Genomic DNA, 22,966 nt, shown 5'->3' on the forward strand with positions numbered 1-22,966 from the left:
CCTGATGGTTGATGGCGCGCTGAGCCCATCGCGGGGCAAGCCTGCTCCCACGCGATACCCGATCAGGGGCGCGAAGCCACACCTGCCCCGCGCACCCGTCTGAATACCATCACCACCAGCACCAGGTTCACCAGCGCCAACCCGATCAGGCTGTACAGCACCCCATACGCCCCCAGGTGTTCGAACAGGTAACCACCCACCAGCGGCGTCAACGCCTGCCCGATCAGCGACGGCCGCGACATGCGCCCCATCAGCAGCACGTACTGCGCCGGCGGCAGCATGGCCAGCGGCAACAAGCCGCGCACGATGGCACGCAGGCCATTGCCACAACCAAAAATCAACAGGCCCACCGCCGTGGCCATGGGCGCGAAGGTCACCAGCAGCAAGCCCACCAGCACCAGGCTGGTCCAGGCTAGCGCGGTCCAGATCGGGTGGCGCTGGCCCACCAGTATCTGCAGCACCCGCGAAGCCACCTGGCTGGGCCCGAGCATCGCGGCCAGGCCAATGGCTGCCGTCAGCGAATGGCCCATGCCCTGCAGCACCGACACCAGTTGTACGGCAATGGCAGTCATGATGATTGCGCCAATGGCAAAAATGCTGGTCAGCAACAGGTACAGGCGCCGGTCGATGCCTACGCCCTCCTCGCCCTTGGCACTTTTGCGCCCGGCCACCTGGCCACCCGGCGGCAGCACCTTCCAGTACAGCGGCGCCACCACCAGCAACAGCACCACCGCATACAGCACGCAGGCCTGGCGCCAGCCCAGTTGCTCGATCAACAGCGCCACGGTGGGCCAGGACAGCGTCGAGGCAAAGCCTGCAATCAGCGTTACCCCGGTGATCGCCCGGCCGGCCCCCTCGGCGTACAGCGCACCAAGCGTGGCGAACAATGCTTCGTACAGCCCCATGGCCATGCCAACGCCAATCACCGCCCAGGCCACCAGAAACCAACCAAGGCTGTGGCTGGCCGCCATCAGCACCAGCCCCAACGCCACCACCGCGCCGCTGGCGGCCAGTTGCGGGCGGCCGCCGTAGCGGGCAATCAGGCGGCTCGACAGCGGTGCCAACAAGGCAGCGACCATCAGGCTCAGGGACAGCGCGCCATACACCCACTGGCTGGGCCAGCCAGTGTCGCGGCTGATGGGCGCGGCCATGACCGCCATAAGGAAGAACGAGCCGCCCCAGACCAGGATTTGCAAAACGCCGAGCCAGACGATGGCCAGGTTGGAGGGGAAGCGAGCAGCGGAGGAAGTCACAGCATTGCCTTGTGTTGAAACAGAAAAAGCCGCTACCGGGAGCGATACGTGGGAGCGGGCTTGCCCCGCGATGGGGTGTGAGCCGATGGGCCCCTCACAGCATACCTGCGCGGGTCACGCAGTGGGTGAGCAAGTCAGGCGTGAGCGCTGTCTTTGCCCTTGAGGGCGGCCACATCCACGCCGCCGGCAGGCTCCAACTGCACCTGCGCCCGATGGCGCTGCAGCGCGCGCATGTAAAGGTGGCAGACCCCACTGCACAGGGTGGCCGGCAGTATCAGGTTCAGCACCGGTATGCACAGCAGCAACAGGTTGAACACCCCAAGAAACAGCGCCGCAACCCGCCCGTTGCGGGCGACGGCCAGTACTTCGACGCCCTGCGCATAAGGGCCGATGGCTGATGCAAGCATCAGCCTGACATGAACAAAGGGCAACGCCAGAAGGATCAGCAAGCTGTTGTAGACGGGGATGAACAGCGACAGCAATGTCCACCACGACAGCCCCAGCCATTTGGCCGGGTCGTAGCGGGCCGCACGCCAGGCCGACTCGCCGGGTTGCGGCAGGCGATCGCAAAGGCCCGGGTAAGCGCGTACCACCCGCCCGCGAACCGTGCGCAACAACCCCAGGTGCACCACCAGGCGCAGCCCGAGCACCACCATGGCCAGCAGTAGCACGAACATCAGCACCACGAAATACGCCCCCATGTACAACGCCAGTTGCACAATGCCCACCAGGCTGTTGAACAGCACGAACGGGTCGAAATACACCCCGGGCGTGACCGGAGCCGCCGGCACGAAGGCTAACTTGGCGACTCCCAACACCGCAAAAAAGGACACCTTCAGGCAAAACTCGGCGATGGCTGCAAAGTTTTCGTAGTAGAGGTACAGGCAGGCACAGGTCACCAGCAGGCACCAGCCGGCCGAGCGCAGCAGAAGGCCAGGGGCAAGGCTGTCGCGCAGGCCAAGCATGAAGCACAGCCCTGCTTCGCGCAGGCCGGCCAGCAAGGCTTGGTAAAAACGTTTGAGCAGGTTCATCGAAGTTCCTTTTCGGGTGAATGGAGGGAGCGTTGCCGATAGCGCTGCTACAGGTCGCGCAGGCTTTCGGTAATTTTCAGGAATTTCGGGATCACTTCTTCTGGGGGCGGGGTCAGGGTTTGCAGATCGTCGGTGCCTTTCGGGAAGGTTTCCATGTGCACCGCCAACAAGGGGCGCAATAGACCGCCCACGTTGGCGGTTGCAAACCAGGCGCGCTCTTCTTCGCCGGAGCTTGGGCGCGGGTCCAGGCGCCAGCCTTCGAGCACGGTCTTGCGCCCACCGAGGTCGATCGCCTGCAGGATGCTCGACTTCTTCCAGCGCTGGCGGTCGTAGCCGGGGTAGTAGTGGGTGTTGTAAGTACCCAAGGTGGGCTTGGTCTCATATTCAGGCGATGCATTGATAATGCTCAAGATCACGTTGGGCGTGCTATCAAAACGCAGGCTGCTCTTGATGCTGAAGGTGGGAAGACCGTCGTCATGGATGAAGCCGTAGGGCATGCATACCCCTGGGCCTTTGGGAATTTGATGGCTGTCTCGAGGTTCAAAGCGCGCCATCAGGTTCTTGACGTCCTGAAGCGAACTAGCCTCAGGTTTCGTAAAGGCAAAATAATAAACTCGGTTGTTTCTCCACAAAAAAGCCTCATAAGGCGATTGATTACCGAACACATAAGCATCAGGGAGGCCGATATCAAACTCACGGATACCAGCGCTCCCAAGATCATTCTGCAACTTTGCAACGTCCTCTTTGGCCCGTGCAATGGCTTTTCCGTGAGGCCCACCAGACAAAGTACTCAAGCGCTCCTGCTCGACTTTCAATCGACGACGCAGGTTTTCGACGTATGCCTCATGATCCAACAGCACCATTTGACGAGCATTTTCGAAGTGATCACGTGTTGTGACGATACTCACCTTGTATCGCAAACTTCCAGAGTACCTAACGTGACCTGAATTTCCTCCGACCCGCCTCGAGAACATGGGGAATCCTGGCCCATCTATACGAAAATTCTCAATATCGGAGGTTGCCCAGGAAACAGGTTCTGGAACATCAAAAACAGAACGCCCAATACACTCTTTCAGCTCACCATCCGCAGCATAGACGCAAGGAGAAAACACGATTAAAAACTGCAGCCACCTCATGAGTGATGACCCTTGTGCAACGGAGACTCTGACTGCGCCACCACGTCTCCCGCCCCCTGCTGCGATTGACGATTGGCGAGAATCGTCAAATTGAAACCCGAATTACTTTCCTCACCCTTTGTCCACTTCACGGGCAGTGCACATATAAAGCCAGTCACGCCCATCGGTGCATCTGGATCGCCTTTCAACCAAAAATTCTCCTGGTGAGGCGCGGGCTCTTTTAGATAACCACCCAATTCCAGCTCCAAGGCATCTCGATACGTCCAGGTAGGCCAGATGGAGGCCGGAAAACCGTCGAGATACCTTTTTTCCGCCGCCTCACTCATCACTTGAACCTGGCTCCTGCTTTGCGGAATAAAATCAAACACCTTCTCGTAAGCCTCACTGTTAGCCCGTGCCCGTTCCTGTATCGCCCGCCACACATGCTCTGCCGCCGGCTGATCCAGGCAATCCGCCAGCTCGGTGAACGGCGCCACCGGCCCGCCCGGCGGCAAGTCGAGCCCGAAGTGTTTACGCCAGAGGTCCACGCGCAACTGATGCACCGCCTTGCCCACCGTATGCGGATACTTGCCGTCCAGTTTCGCCTTCACCGGTTGCGTGTCGCGAATGATCGCTGCCAGCTCCGAATCCCGCTGGCCGTTCAGGCTGCGGTCGTTGATGTTGGCGCTGCCCAGAATCGCCACGCGGTCGTCGGCGATCATCAACTTGCTGTGCACGTAGATCTGCTCGGTGACCACCCGGCCCTTCAGGTAGCCCCAGGTGCGCAGGTTGAGCAGCGTCAGGTAGCGGCTCCAATCTTGCTGCTCATACACCGGCTGGCCCTTGCCATTCGTGTGCTTGATGATCTTCTGTGCACATTCGCGGCTCTTCCCGCAATCCATGATTGCCTTGAGCGCCATATGCCGCTGGATGCGCTTGACCAGGCTCAGCTCACCGAACACCAGGCTCTGCATGGTCAGGTGAACCTGGTGCATCACGTTGGGCACATCGAGCTTGCCCTCGGGGTGAACAGGCAATACCAGGTACACGTGGAACGGCCGGTTTTCGTAGATCGCCCGGCCAATGCGGTCGGCCAGCGCGGCAGCAATGCTGTTCTCTAGCGGCTTTTCCTGCCCCAGCTTGTGGCTCAGCCAGCCTTGGGCATTCAGCGTCCACATGCCCTGCAGCGCCTCGGCGAACGCCATCCCCTCCTCGCCGTAGGCCTTGCAGATGGCCTGCAGTTCGACCCAGTCGATCAGCCCGTAGTCCTGGGCCTTCAGCGCCTCGCGCAGCTTCACCCGGGCGACGAAATCCTCACGCAGGGTGCCGGGGTCACGCAGGCTGGCCATCGGCCCGGACAGATCCTGCCCCTCGTTCAGCTCGCCCTGCGCACCAAAGGCGCTCTGGAAAAACTGGTTCTCGATGTACAGAAAATGCTGAGCACTGGAGATCACCTGCAGCATCGCGCTGTTGCAGTTGTCCTGCATGCCCTGGGCCCTGATCCCAGGCGGCAGCGGCAGGTGCACCTTGGCCAGGCTGCGGCCCTTGGCCTCCTGCGCGGCCATCGCCGCCGAGGCGCTGCGCAGCACCTGTACCTGCACCTGGCCATGGGCAATGGCGGGCGGGGTCGGCAATTGTTCGGGCTGGTCGATCCACACCGGCTCTGGCGCCGGCAGATCCAGTTGCAGGTGGCCGGCGAGGTCCAGATGGTACGGCATGCCGGCGTCCCGGGCCAGGCGGTTGAGCCATTCCATCAGGGCGATGACGGCGTCGGTCTTGTACAGCGTCGGGGTTTGCGCAAGATAAGCCTGCTGGCCGTTCCAACGGTCGATGAAGTTGCGCGACAGGTCGTACACCGAGGGCCCTTCGATACGGCTGTGCACGTCCTGCCAGGGCATGCGCGGCTGGTCGGCGGCCAGGGTACGGTGGTCGGGCGAGCCCAGCGGCTGCGGGTCGTGGGCCAGGTAACGGTAGGGCTCCTGGTGGCCGGCCACACGCTGCTGCAACAGGGTGTAGAGGTGCATCAGCAAGGCGCTGGCGGCTTCGCCGATACCGCTGAGCCACATGGCCTTGTCCGCAGGCATGGCATCGAAACCCTTGTCGCACACCAGCGCGACCATGCGCCCCAGGTCGGTGTTGGCCAGCCACTGGTTGATCAACAGGTGGCTTTGCAGGCGCAGGGCGATCGACAGGTCGCCCTGCGCCGCCTCGACCTGCTGCAACCAGGCCTCGGCCTGGCTTTTCAGCGGTTCGGCCAGCGGCAGCCGCTGCCAGTTGTGACGTATCAGTGCGGCGACCTGGCGGATCGCCGCATCGGTGAGGTATTGCTTGCCGGCCTCCAGCGGGTGGGTGATGGTGCCGATCAGCTCCTTGAAACTGCTACCGGCCTTGACCAGCCAGGCGATGGCCGGGTGCGCGGGGCTTTCGATCAGGTCACGCACCCAGGCGTGGGCATTCAACAACCGGTCGGCGCGCACCCGCACCGCAAGCCCGCTGGTACCGAGCGGGACCGGCACGCGCTGCGACAGGTCGAACACTGTCGCCAGCAACAGGCCGGCGCGGCTGACGTGCTTGTCCATGTCCATCCAGCCCAGGTGCGGGATGCACGGGTTGTAGGCATCGCGGCCACGCCGCGCGCTGGCGTCGAGGCTGAAGCGGTGGTCGTCGCAGCGGCCATAGGCCAGGTCGATGCCGCCGACATAGCCGACCTGGTTGTCGACCACCACGCTCTTCTGGTGGTGCGAGAACACCGCGCCCAGGCCCTTCATGTCGCTCTGCTGGATGGCCGGCAGGCAAAATGCCCGGGCGCGGCCCAGCCCCACATTCAGGTGGAACACCGCCAGCATGGTCTCGAAATCGTGGGTGCCCAGGCTGGGCATCGGGCTGAGCCAGGGCAGCACATACACCTTGAGCGCCGGCTTGCTTTTGAGCGCGGCGCGCAGGCATTGCCACAGGCTGCGCTTGCCGTCGAGCAGCACGTCATGGTTGACCTGCCAGCCGGTGATGAAGATCGACGCCTGCGCCTGGTCGATGGCCTCGGCCAGGTCCTGATAGTAGGCCTTTCCACTGGTGAAGAAGCGCACCCGATTGCCGCTGCGCACCGGGGCGAAGGTATTGGCACCGCGAATGAAGAAGTCCGGAGCGCTGACCGCTTTCAGCGGCCGGCCGTCGGCGCTGATGATCTGGGTGACTTCCTTGTGACGTACGCCGTTGTACGGGGGTGGGTTGCCAGACATGCTCAGGCCTCCCCGTCTTGCAATGTGCGATACAACTCGCCGGCTGCGCATGGGTCCTGGTCGACACGGGCATGGCAGGCCGCATCGGCCCGCGAGTGGCGCAGGCGGTCATGAAAGTCCAACGCGCACAGTGCGAGATGTTGCTGGTCTGGACTTGCCGGTTCGTCATGCAGCAGCAACGGGATGCACTGCCCCGGATAACACAGCCACAGGTTGGCACAGCTGGCAGCGCCCCCCAGGCGCAGGCGTTGCCCGGCATCCAGCTGCACCTGGCCGGCCTCGTCGCTCACGCCCTCGAGCAAGGGGGCGTCGTGCCCGTCCTGGAGGATCTGCCACGACGTGTCGGCGAGCGGGAAGCCGCTGTCGCCGGGCACATCGACCAGGCGAATCGCCAGCGAATAGGGTTGCAGCTCAGCCGGCACTGCATGGGGTGTCGGGCTGCCTGGGCTTGGCCTGGATCGCCCCGGGCCTGTCATGGGTACAGGCAACGGCAGCTGCGGGCTCAACACCGCCACCCCGCTGCCCAGCCCCGGTGTGCCACCGCTGTTGCAGCGCACCTGTGTCCCCGCCAGCAACACGCCTTGCCCATCGAGCCTGATAAAGCTGCCACCGGCATTTACCGTGAGCTCCTGAGCCGCCTCGATAACCAGATGCTGGCCGGCCTTGATGTGAATTTGCTGCCCCGCCTCGAGCAAGCGGGCATTGCCCACTTTCAGGTGCTGGCTATCACCGACCGTGAGGTGATCCGCTGCCTTGAGCTCAGTCTTGCGGTCGCCCAGGGTGGTGCGGTGCTCTTCGGCCTGGAACTGGCTGTAGCTGTTGGCTGTGACGCTGTCGTGGCGCTGCTTGCCGACATGTATCTTCTGGTCGCGGCCGATGTACTGCTCCCAATCCCGCTGGGCTTGCAGAAACACCTGCTCCTGCCCCGCCGTGTCGTCCACCCGCAGCTCGTTGAAGCCCCCGCCACCGGGGCTGCTGCGGGTCTTGAGCACCGTGCAGGCCTGCTGCGCGGGCAACGGGTAGGGTGTGGGGTGTTCGCCGTGGTACAGGCAGCCTGTCACCACCGGCTGGTCGGGGTCACCTTCAAGAAATTCGACCAGCACTTCCATGCCCACCCGCGGGATGGCCACACCACCGATGCGCTCGCCGGCCCAGCTGGATGAAACCCTTAGCCAGCAACTGCTGCTGTCGTCGCCCTGGCCTTCCCGGTCCCAGAAAAACTGCACCTTGACCCGGCCAAGGGCGTCGCAGTGAATCTCCTCGCCCGCAGGGCCCGTGACCACGGCGGTCTGGCAACCGAGCACCCGGGGTTTGCGGTGGCGCAGCGGCGGGCGATAGCAGGCATCCCAAGGGGCCGCGAAGAACGTGTTGCGATACCCCGGCTGGCTGGCGCCTGCGCCACCGGCTTCCTCCAGCACCTGGTGCTGACTGCCTTCGTGGCGTACTTCGGTGAGCAGCCACAGATCGTTCCATTCGGGCCTGGGGTGCCGGGCCAGGGTCAGGAAATGGCCGCTGGCCAAGCGGCTGACGTCGCTGCCGCCCTGGGCCAGGCGGTAGTCGGCGCGATGGCGCTCCAGGGCGCGCTGGCTGAGCTGCCTGCCGCGGGTACGGTCGGTGAAGCGGCCCGGGTAGTCGTAATCTTCGAGCAAGGGTTCAGCAGGTATTGCAGGCTGCAGGCTGGCCCCGGCCTCTAGCAGCAGGCGCGGGTGCTGGAAGTCGTAATCGCGCCGTGCCACACGGTTTGGCCGGGCTTCCAGGCGCGTCTCGAAGCTGTCGACCACCGCTTCGTCAGCCACCATGGCGCTGTGCTGCACATAGGCAACCGGCGCCTCGAGCCTGGGGAAAACGGCCTGATCGTCGGCAAACACCAGATAATGGCCCTGGCGGCTGTGCTCGAAGTGATAGTGGATACCCTCCTCCTCGCACAACCGCTGCAAGAAATGCAGGTCGCTCTCGCCGTACTGCACGCAATACTCACGCGCAGGGCTTGCAGTACAAAGGGCGAAGCGAAAGGCATCAGCCGTGACACCATGGTCCGCCAGCAGCACCTCGATGATCTGCGGCACGCTCTTGTGCTGAAAGATGCGCGGGTTACGGCGGTGAGCCAGGTAGCTCAGGTGAGGTACCAGTACGATGCGGTAGTGATGCAGGCGCTGGCCCGAATCGCCCTGTGCGGCCTGGTATACCTGGCCGTGGATACCATTACCCGCCTCGTCCAGCTGCAGGAATGCCTGCCTGTGCAGCAGCGCCTCCAGGTCGATAGTGGCGCATTCGCTGACCAACTCGACGACAAATCGGTAAGGCCGGCTGAGCGCCTCTTCCCCCTCGAATGACAGCACCTGCAGGTTGTTATCAAAACCTTCGATCGTGCAGCTGAAACGCCTGGGCTGGCTGGCAGGCAACATGGCCGGAACTCCCTGTTCGCTGAAAAGGCACGAACCCTAGCAGCCAAACCTGGGCAATTTTGTACCGCCCGCCAACTAAAGAAACCTCCTACAAACAGCTCGGAAACCGCCTGCTAAAAATCCTTCAGAATGTTTCAAACATCGCGCGCACGTTCGATAACCGCCCACAATCCCCTTTTCATGATTTGACGAAACTAACCGGATAGTACAAAACTCGAAGCATCCCAAAAACAACAAAGCGATACCCCGCCATGACACCCCGAATCCTCGTGCTCAACGGCCCGAACCTGAACCTGCTGGGCACCCGCGAACCGGCCCAGTACGGCCACGAAACCCTCGCCGACCTGGCCAGCCTGTGCGCCGACAGCGCCCGTGCGCTCAACCTCGAACTGGAATTTCGCCAGACCAACCACGAGGGCGAGCTGATCGAGTGGGTCCACGCCGCCCGTGGCCGCTGCCACGGCATCGTCATCAACCCCGCTGCCTGGACCCACACCTCGGTAGCCATCCGCGATGCGCTGGTGGCCGCCGAGTTGCCAGTGATCGAGGTGCACCTGTCCAACGTGCACAAGCGCGAGCCCTTCCGTCACCTGTCGTTCGTCTCCAGCATCGCCGTGGGCGTGATCTGCGGCCTGGGCAGCCAGGGCTATCGTATGGCGCTCAGCTGGTTCGGCGAGCACTTCAAGGAGCAGCAGGCATGAGCACCCCAGGCATCCTCGCCGGCCTGATCGGCCGCGGCATTCAGGCCTCGCGCACCCCGGCGCTGCACGAGCACGAAGGCGACGCCCAGGGGCTGCGCTACCTCTACCGGTTGATCGACGCCGACCCGCTGGGCCTGGACGACAGCGCCCTGCCCCAGTTGCTGGACGCTGCGCAGCACACCGGTTTCACCGGGCTGAACATCACCTTCCCGTTCAAGCAGGCGATCCTGCCGCTGCTCGATGAGCTGTCGGACGAGGCCCGCGGCATCGGCGCGGTGAACACCGTGGTGCTGCGCGACGGCAAGCGGGTCGGCCACAACACCGACTGCCTGGGCTTTGCCGAAGGTTTCCGGCGCGGCCTGCCGGGGGTCAACAAGGGCCTGGTGGTGCAGCTGGGCGCAGGCGGTGCCGGCTCGGCGGTGGCCCATGCGCTCTTGGCTGAAGGGGTCGAGCGGCTGGTGCTGTTCGAGGTGGACGCGGCCCGTGGCCAGGCCCTGGTGGACAACCTGGCGCAGCGTTTCGGCCCCGGCCGGGTGGTGCTTGGCAGCAGCCTGGCCAATGCCGTGGCCGAAGCCGACGGGCTGGTCAACACCACCCCGGTGGGCATGGCCAAGCTGCCGGGCATGCCGCTGCCGGCCGAGCTGCTGCATGCCCGGCTGTGGGTGGCAGAGATCATCTACTTCCCGCTGGAGACCGAGCTGCTGCGCCAGGCACGGGCACTGGGCTGCCGCACACTGGATGGCGGCACCATGGCGGTGTTCCAGGCGGTGAAGGCGTTCGAGCTGTTCAGCGGCCGCCCGGCCGATGCCGCGCGCATGCAGGCGCATTTCGCCAGCTTCGATTGAGTCACGCCCCCTGTAGGAGCCGGCTTGCCGGCTCCCACATAGATTGCGTAGCCTGCTCAGTTGAGCGCACCGATGAAGTTGGCAAGCTCCGCAGTCCGCGGCGCGGCGAACACCTCCCGCGGGTGCCCGATCTCGTGCACCTTGCCCTGGTGCATGAACACCAGCTTGTCACCCACCTCGCGGGCAAAGCGCATCTCATGGGTGACCATGATCAGCGTCATGCCCTCGCTGGCCAGCCCGCGCACCACTTGCAGCACCTCGTTGACCAGCTCCGGGTCCAGCGCCGAGGTGATCTCGTCGCACAACAGCACCTTGGGCGACATGGCCAGCGCCCGGGCAATCGCCACCCGCTGCTGCTGGCCGCCAGACAACTGGTCGGGGTAGGCGTCGAACTTGTCGCCCAGCCCCACCCGCGCCAGCATCTGCCCGGCCAGCTGGCGTGCCTCGGCCTTGCCGGCCTTCTTCACCACCTGCGGCGCCAGCATCACGTTCTCGCCCACGGTCAGGTGCGGGAACAGATTGAACTGCTGGAACACCATGCCCACCTTCTGGCGCAGCGCGCGCAGGTCGGCACGGGCGGCGTCGAGGTATTCACCGTCCACCTCGATCACCCCGTCACTGATCGACTCCAGGCCGTTCAGGGTGCGCAGGAGGGTGCTCTTGCCCGAGCCGCTGCGGCCGATGATGGCCACCACCTCGCCCTCCTCGATGCTCAGGTCGACGCCCTTGAGCACATGGTTGTCGCCGTAATACTTGTGCAGCGCAGACACTCTAAGCAGGGGCATGCAGCCTCCTTTCCAGGTAACGGGCGCTCAGCGAGAGCGGGTAGCAAAGGATGAAGTAACCCACGGCCACCAGGCCGTAGATCAAAAAGGGTTCGAAGGTGGCGTTGGCCAGCATGCCGCCGGTCTTGGTCAGCTCGGTGAAGCCGATGATCGAAGTCACCGCCGTGCCCTTGACCACTTGCACCGAAAAGCCCACGGTCGGCGCAATGGCGATGCGCAGGGCCTGGGGCAGGATCACATGGCGCAGTTGCTCCAGCCGGCTCATGGCCAGGCTGCCAGAAGCCTCCCACTGCCCGCGCGGGATCGACTCCACGCAACCGCGCCATATCTCGGCGAGGAAGGCGCTGCTGAACAGGGTCAGGGCAATGGCTGCGGCCATCCACGCCGACACGTCGATGCCAAACAGCGCGATGCCGAAAAACACCATGAACAACTGCATCAACAGCGGCGTGCCCTGGAACAGTTCGATATAGCCACGTGCAAGGCCGCGCAGCAGCGCGCTGTCGCTGATGCGCGCCACCAGCAGCAACAGCCCGGCAAGGCTGCCGCAGATGAACGCCACCAGCGACAACAGCAAGGTCCACTGCAACCCCACCAACAGGTTGCGCACGATATCCCACAGGGTGAAGTCCATTCAGCGTCTCCCCATCAACAGGCGCTGCCCAAGCCAGGCCAGCAACTGACGCACCACAATGGCCATCAGCAGGTATAAAAGCGTGGTCAGCAGGTAGGTTTCGAAGGCGCGAAAGTTACGGGACTGGATGAAGTTGGCGGCGAACGACAGCTCTTCGGTGGCGATCTGCGAACACACAGCCGACCCCAGCATGACGATCACGATCTGGCTCGACAGCGCCGGCCACACCTTGGCCAAGGCTGGCTGCAGCACCACGTGGCGGAACGCCTCGAAGCGGCTCATGGCCAGCGCGGCTGCGGCTTCCAGCTGGCCCTTGGGCACCGCCTGAATGCCCGCGCGGATGATCTCGGTGGAATACGCCCCCAGGTTGATCACCATCGCCAGCACCGCCGCCTGCCACTCGGTCAGGCGCACACCCAGGGCCGGCAGCCCGAAAAAGATGAAGAACAGCTGGACGATGAACGGGGTGTTGCGGATCAGCTCCACATACAGCCCGAACAGCGCATCGAACGGCCGCAGGCGCCAGGCACGGGTGACCGCGCCGAGCACGCCGATGGCGACCCCGAGCACGGTGCCGATCACCGTCAGTTGCACGGTGAACAGCGCCCCCTTGAGCAGCAGGTCGCCCTGTGCCAGCACCGGGGCGAAGTCGAATTGATAGGCCATCGGTCAGGCTCTCAAAGGTCGGCCGGCAGCGGCTGCTTCAGCCATTTCTCGGCGTTGCGGTTGAGGCTGCCATCGGCCTTGGCGGCGTCCAGGGTGGCGTTGACCTTTTCCAGCAGCGCCGGCTCCTGCTTGGCCAGGCCCACGTACACCGGCGAGTCCTTCAGCTTGACCTTCATCACCGGCACCTTGGCCGGGTTCTTCTCGGCGATGGCTGCCATCACCACGCTGCCGCTGGCAATCAGCTCGACCTGGCCGGACAGGTAGGCAGCGATGGTCGAGTTGTTGTCTTCGAAGCGCTTGATGATGGTGCCCTTGGGCGCGACGGCGGTCAGCTCCATGTCTTCGATGGCGCCGCGGGTGACGCTGATGGTCTTGCCGGCAATAGCGTCGATGCTGCCGATGGGCGCGTCGGCCGGGCCGAACACCGCCAGGTAGAACGGTGCATAGGGGCGCGAGAAGTCGATCACCGCGGCGCGCTCAGGGTTTTTGCCCAGGCTCGAGATCACCAGGTCAACCTTGCCGGTGGTCAGGAACGGGATGCGGTTGGTGCTGTTGACCGGGGTCAGCGCCAGCTTGACACCCAGGCGGTCGGCCAGCAGTTGCGCGGTGTCGATGTCCAAGCCGCGGGGTTTGAGGTCCGGGCCGACCGAACCGAACGGCGGGAAGTCCTGGGGCACGGCCACCTTGAGCACGCCACGGGCGGTGATGTCGGCCAATGCGTCGGCCTGGGCCGAAGGCAGTGCCAGGGCACCGCCGCAGAACAGGGTTGCCAGGAACAGGGTACGGAACGTTTTCATTCAAAGGCCTCGCGCAGCGATACAGGAAAGGGGCTGCGGTGCCAGTGCATGGGGCATGCCAGCCTGGGGCAAAAGCCCGTATGGCGCTGCCCAGAGCGCTTTTTTGTGGTCGTACTGGTCTGAACAGTTGCCCGGGCATGCCCTGCTTTCGCGCAAGGCCTCGCGGCGCTGCGCCACAACGAAGCAAGGCTTGCCAGGCCGCCCGTATTCACCGTAAAAGGGTGCCCATCGCCCTCAGACCGGTCCGCCCAGCATGCTTGCCAGCCCCGCCCGCCCCGTCCCGGAAATCGCCCTGCAGGCAATCCGCAAACTGATCGAGGAAGACGCCTACCAGCCCGGTGACGCCCTGCCTTCGCAGCGCGACCTGGCCGAGCGCCTGGGGGTCAGCCGCGCGTCGCTGCGCGAGGCGCTGTCGTCGCTCAGCGCCCTGGGGCTGGTGAGTGTGCAGCCGGGCAAGGGGGTGTTCGTGCAGTCACCGGCCCCTGCCAGCGCATTGTCCGGCGGCTTCGCCTGGCCCTATGCCGAACAGGTATCGGCGGCCGACACCTTTCAGTTGCGCTACGCGCTGGAAGGGTTTGCCGCCGGGCAAGCCGCACTGGCGCTGACCGCCGACGACCTGGACGAGCTGCAAGCCAATGTCGAGGCCATGGCCGTGGAACTGCGCGCCGGGCGTTTCGAGGCGGCCTCCCGGCTGGACTTCGCCTTTCACCAGAAGCTGCTGCAGGCCAGTGGCAACCGCGCCATGCTGCAGGTGATCACCGCCAGCCAGGACATTTTTCTGGAAAGCCAGAAGCTGCCCTTCATACGCCCCGAGCGGGCCATGGAAACCTGGCAGGAACACCGCAAGATCCTGCGCGCCCTCACCCGCCGCTCCCAGGCCGGTGCGCAGCGGGCGATGCAGGAGCATATCCGCAATGCGGCTGCGCGCACCGGGGTGGTGTTTGCCGGCTGACATACGCTGCATCCCTGTAGGAGATCACCCAGCCCTGCGGGCTACGCTGTCGCGCAGAGAACTGGTCTCGCAGATGCACCGCGCCCCCTGTGGGAAGCGGCCTTGTGTCGCGATGGGGCGCGAAGCGGCCCCAAGGTCCCAGCCTTATGCAAAATTGCCGGGGCTGCTGCGCAGCCCATCGCGACGCAAGGCCGCTTCCCACAGGTCCTTGCTAAATGTGCAGTTCTATGAGAGCCACCTCAGGCTGCTACGTGGCTCAGGTCCAGCAACAGAATCAACGCGGTCAAGGTCAGCAACGACCCCAAAGTGGACACCAGAATGGTCCGCGAAATCAGCCCCGCCTCGCGCTGGTAAAACTCCGCCAGCATGAACGGCCCGGTGCCGGTGGGCAGCGCCGCCAGCAGCACCGCGCTGGCCGCCCACATCGGCGGCAGCACGAATACCTTGAACGCCAGCACCCAGGTCACCAGCGGCTGGCCCACCAGCTTCACCAGCACCAGTGGCCAGGCACTCTCGCTGCCCTTCTCGGCCTTCTGCCCAAGAAACAGCCCCAAGGAGATCAACGCACACGGCGTGGTGGCCGCCGCCAGCAGGTCAAGAAAGCGCATCACCGGCTCCGCCAGCCCCAGCCCCGTGGCCGCCCAGGCCGCACCGGCCAACGGCGACAGCACCAGCGGGTGCTTGCCCAACGCCTTGAGCACCACCAGCACGGCCTTGCCCAGCTGGGTTTCCTCCTGCAGGCCGATCTCGATCAGCACCAGCGAGATGGCGAACAGCACGCACACCACCAGCAGTGATGCGATCAGCGCCGGCTGCAGCCCCACATGGCCGAACAGCAGCGCACACAGCGGGATGCCGATATAACCGGTGTTGGCGTAGCCGGCGCTGAGCCCGTCGATACTCGCCGCCACCAGCCCGTGCCCGCGGCGCAGGCGCCACGCCACGATGGCGACGAACATCAGCAGCATCCCGGCGCTGAAGGCGATGATGAAGCCCGGGTGCCAGATTTCCTGCCAGGTGGTGGTGGCGGTGACCTTGAACAGCAGCGCCGGCAGGCACAGCCACACCACCATCGCGTTGATCTCCGATGCGGCCTTTTCACCGAGCTTGTTGGTGCGCCGGCAAATGAAGCCGACCAGAATCAGGGCGAAGATCGGCAGGATGACGCTGAGGATGGTCAACATAAGCCGGCATCACACCTTGATGTAGCGCATCACCGCCTCGCAGATCACCTGCTTGTGGCGCTGCTTGACCTGCTCGTCGGCCAGGTCGATCTGGAAGATGTCGCCGAAGGTATGGCGGTTGGACACCCGGTAGAAGCAGAACGAGCTCATCAGCATGTGCAGGTCGATCACCTCGATGCCGGGGCGGAACACGCCCTGCTCGACGCCACGGGCGAGGATCTTGGCCAGCGCCTCGAGCACCATGCTGCTCATTTCGCGAATCACCGGCGACTGCTTGACGTATTCGCCGTAGTGGATGTTCTCGGTGCAGACGATACGTACGAAATCGACGTTGTTGGCGTGGTGATCGAAGGTGAACTCCACCAGGCGCTGAATGGCCATTTCCGGTGCCAGCGACTCCAGGTCCAGGCTGTGCTCGGTCTTGCGAATGTCACCGTACAGCTTGACCAGGCACTCGACGTAGAGCTGCTCCTTGCTGCCGAAGTAGTAGTAGATCATGCGTTTGGAGGTGGCGGTGCGCTCGGCGATGGCATCCACCCGGGCACCGGCCAGGCCCTGCTGGACAAACTCGGTGATGGCGGCCTGGAGGATGTTCTCGCGGGTCTTCTCCGGGTTGTTCTTGCGCGCCTTGCGCACGCCCTCGGCTTCAGGCTGGACTACCGAATCACTCATACCGACTCACAGGCTCGTTATAGGAATCCGCATGATTATCCGTGAGCCGGGCGGTGCAGGGAAGCGCGCTGTTGGTCGGGTGGTCAGGTTTGGCCCATCAGGCCCATCGCGGTGCAAGCCCGCTCCCACGCAGCCAGGGTTGTGGCGTGGGAGCGGGCTTGGACCGCGAAAGGGCCAATCACAACTTGCTCGAACGCCCCGCCCCGCTGCGCGCCTTGGCCATGGCCGCCAGGCGCACCGCCACGTTGGCCGCGCCGTAGCCGGCATACCCGCCCTTGCGCTGCAGGATCTCGAAGAAGAACCGCCCCTCGAACGGCTCGGTATAGACGTGGAACAGCTCGCCGCCCTGGGCATCGCGGTCATACAGCACGTTGTAGTACGCCAGCTCGCTCAAGAACTCGTCGTCAAAATCAAAGCGCGCCGCCAGGTCGTCGTAGTAGTTCAGCGGGATCTCCAGCAGCGGCACCCCGGCCTCCTTGGCCCGCGCCACTTCGCGGAAGATGTCCGCGCAATCGAAGGCGATGTGGTGCACACCCGAGCCGCGATAACTGTTCAGCGCATGGGCAATGGCGGTGTTGCGGTTCTCGGAGATGTTCAGCGGCACGCGCAAGGTGCCGCAGTGGCTGCGCAGGGCGCGGCTCTTGACCAGCCCATAGGGGTCGGGCAGCACCACCTCGTCGTCGGCGGTGAAGTCGAACACGCTCTTGTAGAACAACACCCAGCTGTCCAGCGCCTCGGCCGGCAGCGCAAGGGCCATGTGGTCGATGCGCTGCAGGCCGCCGCTGGCGGTGGCTGCACCGTCCAGGCGGAAGTCGGTGTCGTAGATGGTCTGGCCGCTGCCGTCGGGCTGCACCAGGTACAGCAGGCTGCCGTCCGGGGCGCGCACGGCCGGGATCTCCCGCTCATTGGGGCCGACCAGGCCACGGAACGGCTGGCCGCGATAGGCGGTGGCGCGTTGCAGCGCCGCCTGGCCGTCATTCACCCGCAGCGCTGTGGCGCACAGCGACGGGCCGTGGGCCTCGAAGAAGTTATGGGCAAAGGAATACGGCTCGGCATTGAGCACGATGTTGATATCGCCCTGGCGCAGCAGGCTTACCGCCTTGCTGCGGTGCGCGCCGGCCTCGGCGAAGCCCAGGCGCTTGAGCCAGGAGCCCAGGCGCGCGCCAACCGCCTCGTCAACCGCGAATTCAAGAAACTCGACGCCGTCGTAGCTGCTGGCCGGCGGCGGCGCGAACAACACGCCAGGCTGCACCTGGCGCGCCTCGCGCTCCAGTTGCAGGCGGGTCTTTTCTTCCAGATACAGCAGCGAACGCAGGCCGTCGGCGGCGTTCTGCCGCGGCGGCGCTGCGCGAAAACCGTCGTTGAAGATCTCCAGCGACAGCGGGCCTCGGTAACCGGTGGTCAGAATAGGCGCGAGGAAGCCCGCCAGGTCCATCTCGCCCTGCCCCGGGAAGCAGCGGAAATGCCGGCTCCATTCCAGCACGTCCATGGCCAGGATCGGCGCGTCGGCCATCTGCACGAAGAAAATCTTCTCGCCGGGGATATCGCGGATCGCCGCCGGGTCGCCCTTGAGTGAAAGGGTGTGGAAGCTGTCGAGAATTACCCCCAATGCCGTGTGGTCGGCCTGGCGCACCAGGTTCCACACCTGCTGGTAGGTATTGACATGGCGCCCCCAGGCCAGGGCTTCGTAGCCGATGCGCAAGCCGCGCTTGCCGGCGTGCTCGGCCAGCAGGCGCAGGTCGTCCACCAGCAGTTGTTCATCCCCCAGGGCATCAGGCTGCACGTTGCTGCACACCAGCACCAGGTCGGTGCCCAGCTCCTGCATCAGGTCGAACTTGCGCTCGGCGCGGTCGAGGTTCTTCTGCAGGCGGTCACGCCGGCAACCTTCGAAGTCGCGAAAGGGCTGGAACAGGGTGATGGCAATGCCGAGGTCGGCGCACATCTGGCGGATCTCGCGGGGGCTGCCTGCGTAGTACAGCAGGTCGTTCTCGAAGATCTCGACGCCGTCGAAGCCCGCGGCGGCGATGGCTTCGAGCTTCTCTGGCAGGGTGCCGCTGAGGGACACGGTGGCTATCGAACGCTGCATGGGGGGGAGTTCCTTGTTATTGGAGGGCCCTATCGCCGGCAAGCCGGCTCCTACAGGGGATGCGGTCTCGTGTAGGAGCCGGCTTGCCGGCGATGAGGCCCGCAAAACCGAACAACGCTTTCGAAACCTGGCACGATCGATTATTCGCAGGTAAAGTCGCACCCGCAATGCACTTTGTACGAAACAGTTAGTTTTTGTTCGATTACCGCACAAAACCCGTTTCGACGAATTGATTCACTCATCCCCGTGAACAACCATGATCACCAGACGCAGGGCCCACCACCCTTCTTGCTGCCACGCCGGTCGTTCGGCGGGTCCTGCGCCGCAAAGCCCAGCGTCACCACATAATAAGTTCAATAAAAACGGGTACCGACCTATGCACACCTTCCTCGCCCTGCGATCCGCATCGCCTCGTTCGTCTTCCGATCACAGCCTTGGTCTTGCTGCGCCGCGCAGTCGTTGCGCACGCTGACCCCCGGCCCCTGACAAGAACAACGGAGACAACATGGCCCACTCAAGTTCCCAAGCCAAGAAAGCCACCGCCAGCGGATGGATCGGCTCTGCCCTCGAGTACTACGACTTCTTCATCTACGCCCAGGCTGCGGCGCTTATCTTCCCGCAGATCTTCTTCCCCAACACCGATCCGAAAATGGCCATCATCGCGTCGCTGGCCACCTACGGCGTGGGTTACCTGGCGCGCCCGGTGGGCGCCTTCGTACTCGGCCACTGGGGCGACACCCGCGGGCGCAAGAACGTGCTGCTGCTGTGCATGTTCCTGATGGGCCTGTCGACCATGGCCGTGGGCCTGCTGCCCACCTACCACGACATCGGCCTGCTGGCCCCGGCACTGCTGGTGGTGCTGCGCCTGATCCAGGGCTTTGCGGTGGCCGGTGAAATCTCCGGGGCCAGCTCGATGATCATGGAGCACGCCCCGTTCGGCCGGCGCGGCTACTACGCAAGCTTCACCCTGCAGGGCGTGCAGGCCGGCCAGGTGATGGCGGCGGCGGTGTTCCTGCCCCTGGCTTACTTCATGCCCAGCGAGGCGTTCAACGAGTGGGGCTGGCGCATTCCGTTCCTGATGAGCGCGGTGGTGCTGATTGCCGGCTTCATCATCCGCAAAGAAGTGCACGAGACCCCGGCCTTCGTGCAGGAAGAAAAACAGGACAAGGTGGCCAAGTCGCCCATCGGCGAGGCCTTCCGCCACAGCGGCCGGCACATGGTGCTGGTGATGTTCATGGCCCTGATGAACGTGATCCCGGTGGTGGCGACCATCTTCGGCGCAGCCTACGCGGTGCAACCGGCCTACGGCATCGGCTTCGACAAGAGCGTGTACCTGTGGATCCCGGTGGTCGGCAACATCGTCGCGGTGCTAGTGATTCCCTTCGTCGGCAACCTGTCGGACAAGATCGGCCGCCGCCCGACCATGATCGCCGGCTGCCTGGGCTCGGGCCTGCTGGCGTTCGTCTACCTGTACGCCATCAGCATCCAGAACGTGCCGCTGGCCTTCACCGCCTCGATCGTCATGTGGGGCATGGTCTACCAGGGCTACAACGCGGTGTTCCCAAGCTTCTACCCCGAGCTGTTCCAGACGCGCTACCGGGTGTCGGCCATGGCCATCGCGCAGAACATCGGCACCATGCTCACCGCCATGCTGCCGGCGCTGTTCGCCGCCGTGGCGCCACCGGGTTCGGACAACATCCCGTGGGTGGTCGGTAGCCTGGCGTTCCTGATTACCTGCGTGTGTGCCTTTGCCGCGTACCTTGCGCCCGAGACCCACCGCCTGGCCATGGAGGACCTGGGCAACCCGCAGGCCAAGCCGATGGAGCAGGAAGCCTATGAGGCCAGCCGCCGGGACAGCATGAAGGTGGCAACACACTGAGATTGAGCGTGTTGGGGGCCATCGTGGCCCCCTTTGCTTGATATGTTGCCTGTTCAGACGCCATCGCCGGCAAGCCGGCTCTCATAGAACAAACTGCAACTCATTGATTTAGCAAGGACCTGTGGGAAGCGGCCTTGCCGGGGCGCCGTCCGGTCGAGATGGGCTGCGCAGCAGCCCCGGCAATTTTGCATAAGGCCGAGACCTTGGGGCCGCTTCGCGCCCCATCTCGACCGGACGGCGCCCCGGCAAGGCCGCTTCCCACAGAGATCGTGGCGCATCTGCGAGACTAGTTCTCTGCGCGACAGCGCAGCCCAAAGGGCTGGGTGATCTCCTACAGGCTCATGACGCCCTGTCACGCACATTCCTCCCACAACCCGTCTTACCCGTTACATCCCCTGCCCCCGCGCAATGCCATAGTCCGGCAAAAAACAACACGGGCTACCCACCATGTACAGAAACACCTCCACCCCTGCCGACGACAACGGCTGCGGCTGGTTCCACCTCAGCCCGCAACGTGCCCTGCGTCCTGCACACCGGGGGCGGAGCGAGGCCCGCTGGGTGGTACTGGGCGCCGGCTTCACCGGCCTTGCCGCCGCGCGGCAACTGGCCCTGCACCACCCCGACGACGAGGTGATCCTGGTCGAGGCCCAGCAAGTCGGCTTCGGCGCCTCGGGGCGCAACTCGGGCTTTGCCATCGACCTGCCCCACGACATCGGCGCCGCCGACTACATCGGTGACCTGCCCACCGCGCGCATGAATCTCAAGCTCAACCTGCGTGCCCAGGCCATCCTGCGCCAGCTGATCAGCCAGCACGGCATCGACTGCCAATTGCGCCCGGACGGCAAGTACCAGGCCGCCATCGAAGACAAGGGCCTGGCGGTGCTGGAGGCCTACCGCAGTGGCCTGGAGAAGCTCGACCAGCCCTACCAGATGATCGACACCCGCGATTTGCCCGAGCACTTCGGCACCGGTTTCTACCGCAAGGCGCTGTACACCCCCGGCACCCTGCTGCTGCAACCGGCAGCCCTGGCCAAGGGCCTGGCCGACAGCCTGCCGGCTAACGTGACCCTGCACGAAAATACGGTAATCACCGCCATCGACCAAGGCGCGCGGGTCACCCTCAAGCATGCCCACGGCGAGATCGTCGCCGATCAGTTGCTGCTGACCAACAACGCTTTTGCCAGCCACTTCGGTTTCCTCAGTGGCCGCCTGCTGCCGATCTTCACCTACGCCAGCATGACCCGCCCGCTGAGCGAAGAAGAGCAGGCGCGCCTGGGCGGCAAGGCCACCTGGGGCATCATCCCGGCCGACCCGTTCGGCAGCACCCTGCGCCGCACCCCGGACCAGCGCCTGCTGGTGCGCAACAGCTTCAGCTTCAACGCCAACGGCCAGGCCAGCCAGCGCCACCTGCAACGGGCCGCGCGCCAGCACCGCGAGTCGTTCGAACGGCGCTTCCCGATGCTTGCCGGCACGCCCTTCGACTACACCTGGGGCGGTTCGATGTGCCTGTCGCGCAACCACCTCTCGCACTTCGGCAGCCTGGCACCGAACATCCATGCGGCGCTGTGCTGCAACGGTCTGGGCATCACCCGCGGCACGGCCACCGGCACCCTGCTGGCCGACTGGCTGGCCGGCGAGCGTGACGAGCTGATCGACTTCTTGCTCGCCAGCGACGGCCCCAACCGCAACCCGCCAGAGCCGCTTTTGAGCCTGGGGGTCAACCTGAACCTTCAATGGGGCCAGCGCCGCGCTGGCCTGGAAAGCTAAGGAGGCGTCATGCACAGCCTGGGAATTTTGGGGGTCGGCGAGCTGACCGAAAAAGTCGTCATCGGCCTGCGCCGGGGCGGTTACGCCGGGGCGATTTTGCTCTCGCCACGCAATGCCGAACGCGCCCGGGCGCTGGCCAACGAACACGGTTGCCAGGTACTGGGCAGCAACCAGGCGGTGGTCGAGGCAGCCGAAACGCTGCTACTGGGCGTACGCCCCGCCGCGCTCGCCGAACTGGCCGCGCAGGTTCAGTTGCACCCCGGGCAGCGGTTGCTGTCATTGGTGGCCGGGGTGAGCCTGGAGCAACTGGCCAAGGCCTTCCCCGGCGCCCGGTGCGTGCGTGTGATGCTGTCCTATGCGGCGCAGTACAACCAGTCCACCGTGGTGGTGTGCCCCGCCGATGCGCTTACCGAACAGGCCTTGGGTTCACTGGGTGAGCTGGTGGTGGTGGCCGATGAAGCCGCCTTCGAGCTGGCCACCGTGGCGGCCTGCATGAACGGCTGGTTCTATTACCTGCTGCACGACCTGCAGCACTGGCTGAGTGACAAGGGCCTGCCCGCCGACCAGGCCCGTGCCTTGGTGCTGGGCAACCTGCAGGACTGCCTGGACAGCGCCCGGCGCCAACCCGGCAGCAGCCTGCAGGCGCTGGGGGACGCCATCGCCACCCCCGGCACCTTCACCGCCGATGGGCTGGCGGTACTGATGCACCAACCGGTCAGTGCCACCTGGGGGGCGGCGTGCGAGGTGGTGCTGGATGGGTTGCTGACGCGGTCGCGGCTGGGGAATTGAGGCAGCAACGGCCTTGCTGAATAGCTAGAAACTGGCGCGATCCCTGTAGGAGCGGCCTTGTGCCGCGATGGGCTGCGCAGCAGTCCCGGCAATTTTGCAGGATGCAAAAATCGTGGGGCCGCTACGCGCCCCTTTCGCGGCACAAGGCCGCTCCTTCAGGGGCGAACCT

At 64.7% G+C, this 22,966-nt stretch carries 18 protein-coding genes; 6 read left to right on the forward strand and 12 right to left on the reverse strand.

Going from position 1 to position 22,966, the window contains the following annotated elements; genetic code table 11:
- Window positions 1-62 precede the first annotated feature (62 nt).
- The 5 genes from KSS93_RS17200 to KSS93_RS17220 form a co-directional block, all read right to left on the reverse strand.
- The gene (locus tag KSS93_RS17200) at window positions 63-1,253 is read right to left on the reverse strand and encodes an MFS transporter (protein ID WP_217885185.1); all 1,191 of its coding nucleotides are present in this window, start codon (window positions 1,251-1,253) and stop codon (window positions 63-65) included.
- A 134-nt stretch (window positions 1,254-1,387) separates the two neighbouring features.
- The gene (locus tag KSS93_RS17205) at window positions 1,388-2,284 is read right to left on the reverse strand and encodes a hypothetical protein (protein WP_217885186.1); all 897 of its coding nucleotides are present in this window, start codon (window positions 2,282-2,284) and stop codon (window positions 1,388-1,390) included.
- A gap of 47 nt (window positions 2,285-2,331) precedes the next feature.
- On the reverse strand, window positions 2,332-3,192 hold the full coding sequence (locus KSS93_RS17210) for a T6SS immunity protein Tli4 family protein (RefSeq protein ID WP_225917207.1): 861 nt from the start codon (window positions 3,190-3,192) through the stop codon (window positions 2,332-2,334).
- Between the two features lie 224 nt (window positions 3,193-3,416).
- On the reverse strand, window positions 3,417-6,635 hold the full coding sequence (locus KSS93_RS17215) for a phospholipase D-like domain-containing protein (protein ID WP_217885187.1): 3,219 nt from the start codon (window positions 6,633-6,635) through the stop codon (window positions 3,417-3,419).
- A 2-nt stretch (window positions 6,636-6,637) separates the two neighbouring features.
- Entirely contained in the window at window positions 6,638-9,040 is a 2,403-nt protein-coding gene (locus KSS93_RS17220) for a type VI secretion system Vgr family protein (protein WP_217885188.1), read from the reverse strand.
- Window positions 9,041-9,291: 251 nt separating this feature from the next.
- Here KSS93_RS17220 and aroQ point away from each other — a divergent pair, with 251 nt between their 5' ends.
- Entirely contained in the window at window positions 9,292-9,741 is a 450-nt protein-coding gene (gene aroQ / locus KSS93_RS17225; RefSeq protein ID WP_217885189.1) for a type II 3-dehydroquinate dehydratase, read from the forward strand.
- Window positions 9,738-10,586, forward strand: coding sequence for a shikimate dehydrogenase (locus tag KSS93_RS17230; RefSeq protein WP_217885190.1), 849 nt, complete (start codon window positions 9,738-9,740; stop codon window positions 10,584-10,586). The genes aroQ and KSS93_RS17230 overlap by 4 nt, the downstream gene beginning before the upstream one ends.
- A 56-nt stretch (window positions 10,587-10,642) precedes the next feature.
- On the opposite strand, the gene KSS93_RS17235 is transcribed toward KSS93_RS17230, so the two are convergent.
- The 4 genes from KSS93_RS17235 to KSS93_RS17250 are packed head-to-tail and all read right to left on the reverse strand — an operon-like array spanning window position 10,643 to window position 13,468.
- Window positions 10,643-11,371, reverse strand: coding sequence for an amino acid ABC transporter ATP-binding protein (locus KSS93_RS17235; RefSeq protein ID WP_217885191.1), 729 nt, complete (start codon window positions 11,369-11,371; stop codon window positions 10,643-10,645).
- Window positions 11,358-12,005, reverse strand: a complete 648-nt coding sequence (locus KSS93_RS17240; protein ID WP_217885192.1) for an amino acid ABC transporter permease — start codon at window positions 12,003-12,005, stop codon at window positions 11,358-11,360. Before KSS93_RS17240 ends, KSS93_RS17235 begins: the two co-directional genes overlap by 14 nt.
- Complete coding sequence (locus KSS93_RS17245) at window positions 12,006-12,671, reverse strand: amino acid ABC transporter permease (RefSeq protein WP_217838762.1); 666 nt, start codon at window positions 12,669-12,671, stop codon at window positions 12,006-12,008.
- A gap of 11 nt (window positions 12,672-12,682) precedes the next feature.
- Window positions 12,683-13,468, reverse strand: coding sequence for a transporter substrate-binding domain-containing protein (locus KSS93_RS17250; protein WP_217885193.1), 786 nt, complete (start codon window positions 13,466-13,468; stop codon window positions 12,683-12,685).
- A 253-nt stretch (window positions 13,469-13,721) separates the two neighbouring features.
- Between KSS93_RS17250 and KSS93_RS17255 the strand changes: the two genes are divergently transcribed.
- A complete protein-coding gene (locus KSS93_RS17255; RefSeq protein WP_217885194.1) occupies window positions 13,722-14,420 on the forward strand; it encodes a FadR/GntR family transcriptional regulator in 699 nt (232 codons plus the stop codon).
- Window positions 14,421-14,659: 239 nt separating this feature from the next.
- Here the strand turns inward: KSS93_RS17255 and KSS93_RS17260 are convergent, their stop codons facing one another.
- From KSS93_RS17260 to quiC, 3 genes are all read right to left on the reverse strand, one after another.
- The gene (locus KSS93_RS17260) at window positions 14,660-15,604 is read right to left on the reverse strand and encodes an AEC family transporter (protein WP_217885195.1); all 945 of its coding nucleotides are present in this window, start codon (window positions 15,602-15,604) and stop codon (window positions 14,660-14,662) included.
- 9 nt (window positions 15,605-15,613) lie between these two features.
- Window positions 15,614-16,276, reverse strand: coding sequence for a TetR/AcrR family transcriptional regulator (locus KSS93_RS17265; RefSeq protein ID WP_217838766.1), 663 nt, complete (start codon window positions 16,274-16,276; stop codon window positions 15,614-15,616).
- Window positions 16,277-16,454: 178 nt separating this feature from the next.
- Window positions 16,455-18,362 carry a 3-dehydroshikimate dehydratase QuiC gene (gene quiC / locus KSS93_RS17270; protein WP_217885196.1) on the reverse strand — a complete coding sequence of 636 codons (1,908 nt, stop codon included), beginning with the start codon at window positions 18,360-18,362 and terminating at the stop codon, window positions 16,455-16,457.
- 505 nt (window positions 18,363-18,867) lie between these two features.
- Here quiC and KSS93_RS17275 point away from each other — a divergent pair.
- From KSS93_RS17275 to KSS93_RS17285, 3 genes are all read left to right on the forward strand, one after another.
- Window positions 18,868-20,241 carry an MFS transporter gene (locus tag KSS93_RS17275; RefSeq protein ID WP_217885197.1) on the forward strand — a complete coding sequence of 458 codons (1,374 nt, stop codon included), beginning with the start codon at window positions 18,868-18,870 and terminating at the stop codon, window positions 20,239-20,241.
- Between the two features lie 447 nt (window positions 20,242-20,688).
- Window positions 20,689-22,008: an NAD(P)/FAD-dependent oxidoreductase gene (locus KSS93_RS17280; RefSeq protein ID WP_217885198.1), complete on the forward strand. Its 1,320-nt coding sequence runs from the start codon at window positions 20,689-20,691 to the stop codon at window positions 22,006-22,008.
- A gap of 9 nt (window positions 22,009-22,017) precedes the next feature.
- Window positions 22,018-22,797 (forward strand): pyrroline-5-carboxylate reductase family protein, encoded by a 780-nt coding sequence (locus KSS93_RS17285; protein WP_217885199.1) that lies wholly within the window; start codon window positions 22,018-22,020, stop codon window positions 22,795-22,797.
- The last annotated feature ends 169 nt before the right edge of the window (window positions 22,798-22,966 follow it).

It is taken from the genome of Pseudomonas xanthosomatis, assembly GCF_019139835.1.
Taxonomy (GTDB): Bacteria; Pseudomonadota; Gammaproteobacteria; order Pseudomonadales; family Pseudomonadaceae; genus Aquipseudomonas; species Aquipseudomonas fakonensis.

Bases quoted from the DNA above. Each gene is read 5' to 3' on its own strand.
- KSS93_RS17280 (WP_217885198.1), top strand. From the start codon at position 20,689: ATGTACAGAAACACCTCCACCCCTGCCGACGACAACGGCTGCGGCTGG.
- KSS93_RS17230 (WP_217885190.1), top strand. From the start codon at position 9,738: ATGAGCACCCCAGGCATCCTCGCCGGCCTGATCGGCCGCGGCATTCAG.
- KSS93_RS17285 (WP_217885199.1), top strand. From the start codon at position 22,018: ATGCACAGCCTGGGAATTTTGGGGGTCGGCGAGCTGACCGAAAAAGTC.
- KSS93_RS17275 (WP_217885197.1), top strand. From the start codon at position 18,868: ATGGCCCACTCAAGTTCCCAAGCCAAGAAAGCCACCGCCAGCGGATGG.
- KSS93_RS17205 (WP_217885186.1), bottom strand. From the start codon at position 2,284: ATGAACCTGCTCAAACGTTTTTACCAAGCCTTGCTGGCCGGCCTGCGC.
- quiC (WP_217885196.1), bottom strand. From the start codon at position 18,362: ATGCAGCGTTCGATAGCCACCGTGTCCCTCAGCGGCACCCTGCCAGAG.
- KSS93_RS17220 (WP_217885188.1), bottom strand. From the start codon at position 9,040: ATGTTGCCTGCCAGCCAGCCCAGGCGTTTCAGCTGCACGATCGAAGGT.
- KSS93_RS17245 (WP_217838762.1), bottom strand. From the start codon at position 12,671: ATGGCCTATCAATTCGACTTCGCCCCGGTGCTGGCACAGGGCGACCTG.
- KSS93_RS17265 (WP_217838766.1), bottom strand. From the start codon at position 16,276: ATGAGTGATTCGGTAGTCCAGCCTGAAGCCGAGGGCGTGCGCAAGGCG.
- KSS93_RS17235 (WP_217885191.1), bottom strand. From the start codon at position 11,371: ATGCCCCTGCTTAGAGTGTCTGCGCTGCACAAGTATTACGGCGACAAC.
- KSS93_RS17240 (WP_217885192.1), bottom strand. From the start codon at position 12,005: ATGGACTTCACCCTGTGGGATATCGTGCGCAACCTGTTGGTGGGGTTG.
- KSS93_RS17260 (WP_217885195.1), bottom strand. From the start codon at position 15,604: ATGTTGACCATCCTCAGCGTCATCCTGCCGATCTTCGCCCTGATTCTG.
- aroQ (WP_217885189.1), top strand. From the start codon at position 9,292: ATGACACCCCGAATCCTCGTGCTCAACGGCCCGAACCTGAACCTGCTG.
- KSS93_RS17215 (WP_217885187.1), bottom strand. From the start codon at position 6,635: ATGTCTGGCAACCCACCCCCGTACAACGGCGTACGTCACAAGGAAGTC.
- KSS93_RS17250 (WP_217885193.1), bottom strand. From the start codon at position 13,468: ATGAAAACGTTCCGTACCCTGTTCCTGGCAACCCTGTTCTGCGGCGGT.
- KSS93_RS17255 (WP_217885194.1), top strand. From the start codon at position 13,722: ATGCTTGCCAGCCCCGCCCGCCCCGTCCCGGAAATCGCCCTGCAGGCA.